The organism is Cellvibrio sp., assembly GCF_053579595.1.
Genome location: NZ_JBRFPI010000131.1, coordinates 1 through 10,587, shown reverse-complemented (window position 1 = coordinate 10,587; position 10,587 = coordinate 1). Strand labels below are relative to the sequence as shown.

8 protein-coding genes are annotated in these 10,587 nt (G+C 47.7%); 3 read left to right on the top strand and 5 right to left on the bottom strand.

Annotated features, from left to right (window positions below):
• The coding region (locus tag ACWA6V_RS10030; protein WP_449522357.1) for a DUF1501 domain-containing protein at positions 1–1,254 on the bottom strand (1,254 nt) is incomplete at its 3' end.
• 4 nt (positions 1,255–1,258) lie between these two features.
• The gene (locus ACWA6V_RS10025) at positions 1,259–3,142 is read right to left on the bottom strand and encodes a DUF1800 domain-containing protein (protein WP_449522356.1); all 1,884 of its coding nucleotides are present in this window, start codon (positions 3,140–3,142) and stop codon (positions 1,259–1,261) included.
• A 253-nt stretch (positions 3,143–3,395) separates the two neighbouring features.
• Between ACWA6V_RS10025 and ACWA6V_RS10020 the strand changes: the two genes are divergently transcribed.
• From ACWA6V_RS10020 to purU, 3 genes are all read left to right on the top strand, one after another.
• Positions 3,396–5,441, top strand: coding sequence for a sensor histidine kinase (locus tag ACWA6V_RS10020; RefSeq protein WP_449522355.1), 2,046 nt, complete (start codon positions 3,396–3,398; stop codon positions 5,439–5,441).
• Complete coding sequence (locus ACWA6V_RS10015) at positions 5,438–6,154, top strand: LytR/AlgR family response regulator transcription factor (RefSeq protein WP_449522354.1); 717 nt, start codon at positions 5,438–5,440, stop codon at positions 6,152–6,154. Before ACWA6V_RS10020 ends, ACWA6V_RS10015 begins: the two co-directional genes overlap by 4 nt.
• A gap of 263 nt (positions 6,155–6,417) precedes the next feature.
• Positions 6,418–7,278 (top strand): formyltetrahydrofolate deformylase, encoded by an 861-nt coding sequence (gene purU, locus ACWA6V_RS10010; RefSeq protein ID WP_394983902.1) that lies wholly within the window; start codon positions 6,418–6,420, stop codon positions 7,276–7,278.
• Positions 7,279–7,375: 97 nt separating this feature from the next.
• Here the strand turns inward: purU and ACWA6V_RS10005 are convergent, their stop codons facing one another.
• From ACWA6V_RS10005 to glgP, 3 genes are all read right to left on the bottom strand, one after another.
• Positions 7,376–8,545, bottom strand: a complete 1,170-nt coding sequence (locus ACWA6V_RS10005; protein WP_449522353.1) for an MFS transporter — start codon at positions 8,543–8,545, stop codon at positions 7,376–7,378.
• 147 nt (positions 8,546–8,692) lie between these two features.
• Positions 8,693–9,565: a substrate-binding periplasmic protein gene (locus tag ACWA6V_RS10000; protein WP_449522352.1), complete on the bottom strand. Its 873-nt coding sequence runs from the start codon at positions 9,563–9,565 to the stop codon at positions 8,693–8,695.
• 139 nt (positions 9,566–9,704) lie between these two features.
• Positions 9,705–10,587 (bottom strand): alpha-glucan family phosphorylase (glgP, locus tag ACWA6V_RS09995; RefSeq protein ID WP_449522351.1); only part of this gene is annotated, 883 nt, incomplete at its 5' end.

Sequence of the window (10,587 nt, the reverse complement as noted above, 5' to 3'; positions counted from 1 at the left end):
TTGATCAAAGCTGAGTTGCGGAATAATTCGGCCGCGCCCGAGATCATCATCGCTGTTGATTTCCAGTGTCGGAAATTGTCCATATAAGCTTTGCCCTTTCACTGCGCCTCCCATTACCCAATGGTGACTGCCCCAGCCGTGATCGGTGCCATCGCCATTGCGTGCGAGCCTCCGACCAAATTCCGATGTGGTAAATGTAGTAACGTTATTTTCCACGCCCAAGGCTTCCAGTGCTTGATAGAAAAGTGCTAGCCCCTCATCCAGTTGAAAAAGTAGTTGAGGGTGTTGTTGGAGTTGGTCGCGATGTGTATCAAACCCCCGGAGCGTGACATAAAAAATTTGGCGTTTAACTTGAAATGCATTCTGCGCGGCGATCAAGCGAGCGACCATTGCCAGGCTTTCCACAAAACCGCCTCTACTTTGCGTTTTATAAATCGGTAAATCGGGATTGGGCTGGCTAGCGAGAATATCCGCTACATATTGTGCCGTTCCCCATGCATTCATTTGTACGTTTGAATAATAACGCTGTAATAAATGATTGCGTTCAGCACTGAGAAAGTGGCGATAAAGTTTTGCGCGCGATGCCGGGAACGCAGTCGGATTTTCTTCCGACAATTGATTAATGATACTTACACCGCTATTTTTTACGGTGTAGGGGAGTTGCAGGTTGCCGCGCTGCCAGTAATTATCACCCGATATGCTGATGTTCATCGCCAATTGTTGGTTGATGTTTACATCACCCATCATCTCCGCAATTCGCCCGGCCCAACCGGTACTCAAATCGCCGTTATTGAGTGTATCTGCATAAAGTGTTTGATCATGGTGAGAAAATAAATGCGTAGGTGGTGTTGCCGTTTTATCAAGATAGGATTGTTTGTTAATCGGTTCTAGCATGTTGCCCACATTCGTTATAAGCGCGAGCTTGCCTTGATTAAAAAATCCGCGCGTCTTGTTAAGGAGCGGATGAACACCATAGCTACCTTGGTTCTGCGTATTGAGTGCCAAGAGTTGTTCGCGCGGTACCGCGAGTTCCTGCCGAATATTCTGATATGACTTGTATGCAGAATCTCCCATGGGAACCAGGCAGTTAAATGCATCATTACCGCCCTGCAAATAAATACACACCAATGCTTTGTAATCAGTATTATTTTGTGCTTTAGCGAATAACGGCAAGAGACTTCCGCCCAGCACGCTGCCCAATGCGCTTTTGCTAAATAATTTAATAAAGTTGCGACGGCTATTTATTATTTTCATGTTATTACCTTTGAATCGCGTATTCAGGTGAGATGGCAATTAAAAAAATCGTTTCATAAACTCGCGCCAAAGGGTCTTGCAGCAGACTGATGTGTTCAACAATCAACGCCGAATGTTCAGCACTGATTTGCCCTTGGGTTAAAAGCAGGTTTACCCTATCGACCAATGCAATGGGTGTGCTTGCTAAAGCGATCTCAGTGTCCAGGTTTAATAATGCTTTGACGGGCAGATTATTCCAGCGCGAGTTGCCCCCCCATGCTTGTCCGGTGTCTGTGTAGAGGTCTTTGTCATTGTAATGACGGCGATAAATTAAATTGGCTAACAGATTGGCTTGGTTAACCGCCGCCGCGCCGCCAAATACTTGCAATTCGGGCGCTAATAAATTTTTAGTTGCAAGCTCGCCCGGTGGGCTGTAATCGGTTTGGTAAAAATTAAATACCGTGGGTGAATACAAAAATGTTTGTTCGATGGGATCTTCGGTTAAATATTGAATGGTATTCACCCAAGCTCCGTTGGGGCCTTTCACTGGTGTGCCGCGCGCTTTGAAACTGCGCCAAATGCCCGCAATAACCAGTGGTGTTTCTTTGTGTTTGCCAAAGTAGTCTGCGCTTTCTGCAGGAATATTATTCGCTTCTTGATCCAGATAAATCGCTTTTATCACTGATTTCATGTCGCCTTTAATGCCTTGCCCATTGTTGTTAAATACATTGGCGATGCGCGCGATATAGGCGGGGCTAGGGTTGCTGGTAATTAAATGTTGTATAAGTTTTTTGCAAATAAAGGGCGCGATATTCTCGTGCGCCATAATATTGTTGATTGCCGCATTGAGATCTTGCCTGGGTGTTTGCCCTGCGGGAATGACTTCGCCATTGAGTAACGTTTTTGCGCCCGAATCGTGAAACTCAGCAAATGCTTTCATCGGCTCGACGTTACTAATAGGCGTTCGCCAGTATGCAAATTCGCCGCCTTCGGCGAAGGTGGTATTAGTCGAAAATGTCCAACCGGTAAATACGCGTGCAAATTCATTGACGGTTTGTTGGTCAAAGGTGGGAATGGGTTTTCCATTCGCATCGCATTTAATGCTGCCATCGATATTCAGTTGCTCAAGACCGATGCTGAATAATTGTAAAATTTCACGCGCATAATTTTCGTCAGGATGAATGTCGCGTGCTGGATCGGCTTTGGGGTTATTAATGGAGCTGAGGTAAATGCCCATAATGGGGTTCAAACTGATAGCCGTTAAAAGATCCCCATAATTGCCAAATGCCTGCTCGGCTAAAATGTCGGTGTAGTTAGCAAATCCGCGTTCGCGCGCATATAAGCCGTTACTCGCGTGCGACACTACCACTATTTGGCTAAGTGCCAAGACCACGCGCTGACGCAATTGGTCTGAACCCCAAATAACGGTTTCCCACCAAATATCATGTTTGGCTATTAATCTGTCCCATTCACCGCCCGTTGCGTCGTCGTAATACATTCTGGGTGGAACAGGAAGAAAGCCCCAGGTTTTAACCCGCTCGTCAAGGTGTGCAACCTGGGATGTGAGTGGCGTTGATAGCTGCTGTTCTAACCAAGCCTCTTTTCCGTTAACGAGAATAAAATCGATATCTTTTGCCGTAACTCCAAAGCTCCCTTGGGCAAGAAATCGCGCGGCGTCACGCGCTTTATCCCAATCGGCTGAGTTGCGCGTGGGTAGCACAGGGTCAGGTTTTAAATCGGGTTGTAATGGTTTGATTTGAGTGGTTGCAGCCGTTGAGCTGTAGCTGATTGTGCTTTTAACACTGGAGCTATTTTTTCCAGGTTCGCTTCCTCCGCCACCGCCACAGCCGGTGAGCAGTAACAGGATGCTGATGTGCGGCAAGTGCCGATATTGAACGGATAATTTCATTATTAGATCCCTCGCTGATGTTGAGGATGCTAAAGTCTCCCGCGAAGGGCGTGTGCCTAAATTGATGAGCGGTCACCATAATCAATTAACGGTAGTTAGATTCAATGAGCGGTTGCTGTATTAGTGAAAACAAAAATCGCTGGAGTTGGAGCTTCCGTCTGGTAAGCTGACAAAAAAATAAATAGATAATGCGTGTCAAAAGAGTGTAGAAAATTTCACTATGAGCAAAAGTTTCCCTTTAAAAGAAAGTGATATGACTAATCGATTTCCATCCAGGGAATTTTGGTGTTGCTCCATAGTTGGTTGGGGCCTTTATATTTTGCTTAATGCAACCGGCGTCTATCTTCATAATGGCGATTTTTTTGGGCAGTTACCTCATTCGTTGCTAATCGGCTGTTTGGGAATGGTATTCAGCGTTGTGTATCGCTATAGCGCACATCAATTCCGTTGGCATTTTCAGAATCCACTCTCCTTGGTGCCTCTCGTAGTGCTGTTAGCTGTCGTATTTGGTTATGTATTTACGTTGATTGATTATTCGTTGCTGAGAGGCGAGCCAGTAAAAGACATAGTTGTCGGTTTGATAACCATGCCAGAGAATTACTGGTGGTTTCCCTTTGCGATTAGTCAGTGGATAGGCACCAGTTATGTGTTGCTTATCTGGCTGCTGCTATTTAATTTCATTCAGGCTGAGCGCTATGATCCGCGTCCACAAAAAGCAACGCGATGGGTAAGCGTGGCTGCAGTGGCTGTGCTGTATCTGTTTAATGAATTTTTTCACGCGTTGGTGGTAATTGCTTATTACAACCCGGAAGGTTTTCTGTTCTCCTTCGATTTTTTTATGAACAATCTCTATGTGTTGGTCACTGGGGTTGTTTTTGCTGCGTCAGTCCTGCTATTTCGTCCCCAATATCCGGTATTTGGTTCTTATCTGCTTTCCTCAATTCCTGGGCTGGTCTTCATTATTTTTTGTACCAGTTTTTTCTGCATGCTGACTTTTCGTATGCTGCTCTCAATGGAAAGTTTGGAGCAAAGCAGCCTGGTTGATTTGCCAAAAAATATAGCGGCTGTTTTTACCGGGTCTGGTCAGTTGTGGTTAAACAAACATGAATTTATCGGCACTTTGCGATCGCAATTGGATCTGCAGGCCGTTATCGTTTTGTTGGTTATGTATTTCAGGTATCCCTATGGTCATTTCACTAGGCAACCACCTGATGCGGTGTTTGATCTCAAACTCGGGTTACAATTTTGGGCTTACAATATTGGCGGCTGGTCAGTCCTGGGGTGCTATTTATACTTCTCGGATCTGTTGAGCTGGCAGTCAGTATCCGATGAGTTTGCGCGCACTATGCTCATCACGCTAATCAGTAGTGGCATATTTGTTGGGCTATTGATGCGCTCCCTCATTCAGCGTTTTCAATTGTTGGATAAGACACTGGTTGATTTTTCGCTGGCGATGTTTTTGCTGTCACTCGTATTTGGTTTGCTATTGGCCGGAGGCTTGTGGTTAATGGGGTACGTCATCGTATTTGCCAGTGACGCAGCGGTGCAACTGCAACAATATGAACACTTGGTGAAAGGCGGTGGATTTTTTATTCCCTTAATTGCAGTAACCAGTGCGGGCTGCTGGATGTGGGTAATGATTTATGAAAAATCAGTCGCGCAGCGGCGGCAAAGTCATGATCAGTTAAGGCAATTGCAATTAGAAAAAAATTATAAAGAGTCTCAATTGAATTTGTTGGCCGGAAAGATTGATCCGCATTTTATTTTTAATGCACTGAATAATATTCGCGCATTGATTCGCGAAGATGCCGAAAAAGCCCGCGAGTCAATTTTGGTGTTGTCGGATATTTTGCGCATACCCCTGGCGGGTAACGGTAGTAAAATTCCCTTGTTGGACGAGCTGACGCTCGCCAGAAATTATATTCAATTGAGTAAAATTCAACTGGAGCATCGTCTGGTTTATGCTGAAAACATTGACCCAGAGTTGACGCGAGCCTTAATTCCACCCATGGTTTTACAAATTTTAATGGAAAATGCCATCAAGCATGGCATTAGCCAGCTACCGGACGGCGGAAAATTGGTGTTGGAGGTCTATGCGGTCGCGGGAAAATTGCGCTGCATACTCAGCAATAATGGCAGTATGAAAAAAGAGTCCGGACAAAAAGGTTTTGGGTTGGGTTTGAATAATATCCGCGAGCGCTTGCAATTGTTGTATGGCGGCGACGCCAGTTTTAATTTAAGTGAAAAGAATCAAGTCGTTTTTGCCACCTTGACTCTACCCTTGGAGTATTCACAATGAAGGCCATGATCATTGAAGATTCACGTCTGGCGCGGCAGGAACTGAAAGAGCTATTACTCGCGCATCCTCATATTTCACTCTGCGCCGAAGCCGAAAACCCACGCGATGCCTACGTCATTATCCAGCGTGAAAACCCCGAGCTGTTATTTCTGGATATTAATATGCCCGGTAAAAATGGCTTTGAGTTATTGCAAGAATTATCCTACGACCCCAAAGTGATTTTTATCACCGCTTATGCAGACCAAGCAATTCACTCGTTTAATTTCAATACTGTCGATTATTTGTTAAAGCCGGTTTCCCCAGAGCGATTGCAAAAAGCATTGGATAAGCTTAAGGCCGACACCGCCGTAAATGAAGCGGAAGAGATCCAACCGGCCCTGGAATTTCACAGCCAAGTCATGTTGCGTGACGGGGACAAGTGCTACTGGGTTCGATTGCAAGATATTCATTATTTTGAGAGCTGCGGCAATTACACCCGGGTATTTTGGGCAAATGAAAAAGTGACTTTATTTCGCGCCCTCGGGAAAATTGAATTACGCCTCCCTGAAACCCATTTCTTTCGTGCGAACCGCCAACAAATAGTGAACATAACAGAAGTTGTTAATGTAGAACCTTGGGTAAATGGTGGTTATCAATTGCAACTACGATCCGGCATGGTGCTCGAAATTTCCCGCCGCCATGCAACGCGGTTTCGGGAATTGTTCAGTTTGTGATTTTCAATACAGGGTTTTGCCCAGCATTTAATCGTCCGAACACTGCATTTGAATTCTCCCACTTTTGGTATCTGAATATCGTCCAATAGGCTGGAATTTAATCATATTTTAACGGTTCAATAGTGGTTGCCGGTTGCTTACCCAAATTAGTAGAAGTAGCATGAGGCCTTTGATGGGGTTGCTGCTGAGCGATTAGCGATCAAAAGCCGGATTGCCGATAATCCCCTGTTGTTAAACGCTGAATCTGATAAAGAGAAAATCACATGTCTGCTGTTAAGGAAATAGTTTTAACCTTTAGTTGTCAGGATTCCAAAGGCTTGGTGGCCGCCGTCGCTACTCTATTTGCGACCTTGGGCTTTAATATTAAAGAGTCTTCCCAATTTGAAGATGTGCAAAGCAATCGCTTTTTTATGCGTACAGTATTTGAGTGCCCGGTGGGTTACAACCTGGGGCAGATTCGCTCGCTGTTTAAGCCGCTCGGTGAGCAGTATCAAATGGATTGGAATATTTTCGATAGCCACACCAAACCGCGTGTGTTGATTGCCGTTTCCCAGTGGGGACACTGTTTGAATGCGCTGCTGAATAGTTGGAAAAATGGCTCGCTGCCGATTGATATTGTCGGTGTTGTTTCAAATCACAATGTGATGCGCGATTTAACTGAATGGTATGAATTGCCGTTTCATTATTTGCCGATTACCGCTGATACCAAAGCCGAACAAGAAGGGCAGTTGTGGCAGTTGATGCAGGATTTGCAGGCGGAATTTTTAGTGCTTGCACGCTATATGCAAATTCTCTCTGACGATTTGTGCCGCAAATTAAATGGCCGCGCGATTAACATCCATCACTCATTTTTGCCGGGTTTTAAAGGCGCAAAACCTTATCACCAAGCGTTTGAGCGCGGCGTAAAACTCATCGGCGCGACCGCGCATTTTGTTACCGCCGATTTGGATGAAGGCCCGATTATCGAACAATCGGTTGAGCGTGTATCCCACGTGAATTCGCCGGATGAAATGGCGGAAATCGGGCGCGATATTGAAGCTGTGGTGTTGAACCGCGCGGTGCGCTGGCATGCAGAACATCGCGTGTTGTTGAATGGCACCAAGACGGTGGTGTTTTCGCGATAAGACTTTACCAACGTTTTTTGGTAAAGATGTTGTGAATAAAAAACGCGGCGATATGGTTATCGCCGCGTTTTTTATTGGAACCAATAATATGGCTACGTTATTTGCTTGTCGCTTTTTTAGCCGATGCCGCCAGCGCCAACAACCCCAGTGCAACAATCCCGAACGACACATTCAAACTACTCTGCTCAGCGATAAAACCAATCACCGCTGGACCCGCCAATAATCCCGCATAACCCATGCTGACGACTGCTGCAATTGCCAAGCCCATCGGCATGGAATCCTGGTTGCCTGCAGCGGTAAATAGCACCGGTACTATGTTGGAAGCGCCCACGCCTACCAGCGTAAAACCAATAAATGCGGCGGCGCTGTAAGGTACAAAAACCACTAACAAAAATCCGCTGGCGGCGCAGAGCCCGCCCCAGAAAACAACGCGGGTGCCGCCGAGGGCGTTAACGATTTTATCGCCAGTGAAGCGGCCAATAGTCATGGCGACGGAGAAACAAGCGAAGCCCAAGCCGGCATAGACCGGATCAATGCTGCGCATGGTATTGAGAAATACCGCGCTCCAATCCAGTACCGCACCTTCGGCTAGAAAAGCTGCAAAACACAGTGCGCCGATCAGTAATACTTTGCCGCGCGGCAACACAAAAAAAGGTTCGCGCTCGCCGCTGTTATTGCTGTCATTCGTTTTGGGTAATAGATCTTTTGCGCAATAGCTCAGCATCATTAACAACACGATGGTGAGGCTCAAGAGCGCGTGAAAGGGCGATAAACCCAGCCACATAAGTGCACTCATCACCACCGCACCAAAAATCCCGCCCAGGCTATAAAAGCCATGGAAGCCGGACATCATCGCGCGGCCGCTGGCTTTTTCTACCACCACGGCTTGCATGTTCATGGCGACATCGGTGGCGCCGAGCATCATCCCAAATATCAGCAGATTAATAGCCATGCCGGGCACACCGGGAGCTATGGCGAGGCATACCAAACTCAAACACATCAACAATAAGCTGCTGGTGATAACTCGCCGGCAGCCGTAGCGATTGACCAATAATCCGGTGACTGGCATGGCCAGCAGTGAGCCGACCCCAAAACACAAAATCAATAAACCGAGAGTAGATTCACCAATGGCCAGGCGCGCTTTGACAAACGGAATCAGCGGCGCCCATGCGGACATTGCGAGGCCGGTGATCAGAAAAGCGAAACGGGTTGAGAGTTGTTGCCGGGCACCAAGGGCGGATGTGGCGGATACATCAGACGCAGACATACATATTCCTGAAACAAACAGCTCCCTGCACTCGATTTGGGTACGGGGAGTGGAAAAACGGAAGTGAAAAACATAAATAGTGGTGGCTACTATAACAGTTGAAGCCGACGGTCTTGGGTGATGATTTGTAAAGCCCTACCAACCCGATTATGGATGGTCGGAAGGGGCGATGTTCTTGGCGAGCGGGTCGTAGAAACTGGTGTTATCGACTCTATCCAGAATGGCTTGATAGGTGCCATTCGCTTTCATCGCGCGCAGGCCGCGATTGAAAGTATCGATAATGAGCACGGAGTCCGGATTGGTTTTACTGGCGAGCAAATAGCCTTTCGGGCTGACCAGCGCCGGTTCGACCACCTTGAGTTTGCGCGGATCTATGCTGAGTTGCGCGGCCATATAAAATCCGCACATCTCGTCAGTGGCAAAAATATCGGTGCGTTTGGCCATCAGCAGTTTCAGGTTCTGCACATCCGAGGGAACCATAATCGGGCTGATGATATTGCTGTCGATCGCGCGATAGAAATCTTCGGTGTAGGTGAACCCGAGTGTGGCACTCATTCGATACTGGCTCAGGTCGCTGAGGGTTTTCCAATGTATTTCGGCTTCATTCCGGCGCTGGAAAAAGACCGTTCGGTTGGTGATGAGTAAATCGCTGAACAGCATGGACTCACGTCTTTCGGTACTTTCGTACCAGTAGGAGGTGGCATCAAATTTCCCTTGCCGCGCTTCTTCAAAGGCGCGTTTCCAGGGCTGATACACAAAATCAACCTTGACGCCCTGGTTGGCAAAGGCCTCGGTAATAATGTGATTGACATAGCCGTCGTGGGGCAAGGCCGAACCTGTCCAAGGTGGGTATTCGCCGGTGGCGATAGTGATGGTGCGGCTTATCTGGGTGGGGGATGTGGCTTGATTTGTCTCGCAAAAACCAAGCGGTGTCTGCCACAGCAATAACAACGCCACTGCAACCGATGTTGGCCGACAGTAGCGAAACAGATTGTTCAAGCGTGCGATAACCCCTCGCATTCATTTCTCCTGATTTTGTGCCCTGCGAGCACAGAGCTGCTTTAACAATGGTCAAGCTTTGATAAATGCGCAAGTTTCGCCGCCATCAAGTTACTTCTACGTCGAGTCCCCTCGTCTCGATCTCCTGGTTTATCAAATATCAGGTTTGCCAGCATACCAGCGCATTTTCTCCCGGTACTTGCACCTGTGGGTGAGCGGGAATCACCCGCAGGCTAAAATCGCCGGCGGGGCGAGCCTTCGGCAGCAAGCCGCTATAGTGATAGGTGTTGGCGATACCGGCGCGGGTGAGTGTCAGGCTGATGCGTTCTGCGGGCTGTTTACCCTCGTTATCGGCGATTGCCTCCACGGTAATATTGTCCGGTGTAATCGCTCCGAGGTAGATATTCACCTCCAACCGCCAGCCGGTCTCGGCGTCAGTGAAACTGCGCTCGCCGATATGAATTTCATGCCAGTGCCTGTGTAAATGTCGCGTCCATTCGTTTAGGGTTTTAGCGAGCTGGCACTGGTTTTCAACCCGCGCCTGAAACCCTTTTGCGGCGGGTAGGTAATGCTGCTCAATGTATTCCTGCAGCATGCGATTACTGCTAAAGCGCGGTGTGAGTTGCACCATGCTGTTGCGCATTTGCTGAATCCATTCACGGGGGATGTCTTCGGCATCGCGCGCGTAAAAGCGCGGGATGATTTCATCTTCCAACAGTCGATAAAGCTGCTCTGCATCAGCGCTGTCTTGCTCTGGATCATGCTCTTCACCATCACCCAGCGCCCAGCCGAATTCCGGCTGGTAGGCCTCGGCCCACCAGCCATCCAGCGTGGATAAATTCAATCCGCCATTAACCAGAACTTTCATACCGCTGGTGCCGCTCGCCTCCCAGGGACGGCGCGGATTGTTGATCCACACATCCACACCTTGAACCAAATGTTGCGCGAGGCTGATGTCGTAGTCTTCGATAAAGAGCAAATGCGCTGCGACCTCTGGCCGTAGCAAAAACTTCTGCCAACCCTGCAGTTTGGTTTTGCCGATA